Source organism: Methylobacterium nigriterrae, assembly GCF_037106235.1.
GTDB lineage: Bacteria > Pseudomonadota > Alphaproteobacteria > Rhizobiales > Beijerinckiaceae > Methylobacterium > Methylobacterium nigriterrae.
The window spans coordinates 1-283 of record NZ_JBAWTG010000773.1 but is presented as its reverse complement, the minus strand read 5'-3'; the positions used below and the strand labels follow the sequence as shown (position 1 = coordinate 283).

The window sequence follows — 283 nt, the reverse complement described above, 5'->3', positions numbered from 1 at the left end:
CTGGCCCAGGAGCCAATGCGCGGTCTGCGCCAAGCGTGCCGGATTCGACGCTCGGCCCAACGGCTCGATGGCGGATGCCTGTTCGGGATAATAGCGCAGTGGCAGGCTGTTCGCAGCGAGGCTCAGGTCCGTCCAGAGGCGCTGTGCCGCGTCGATCCACACGCCGGGCTCCTGCGTGAGCAGCGCATCAGCGAGCGCAGCGGGCGCGCCGCCCTTGCGCGCCAGGGTCAGGAATACGCTCAGCCACGGCGGTACGGGATCGCGACCCGCCTGTGCGGCCTGC

Annotated in this window: 1 protein-coding gene; it reads right to left on the bottom strand. The window is 70.7% G+C overall.

The window, feature by feature from the left end; translation table 11 throughout:
* Nucleotides 1-283, bottom strand: a 283-nt coding sequence (locus WDW90_RS39105) for a hypothetical protein (RefSeq protein WP_336492996.1), incomplete at both ends; no start/stop codon positions are given.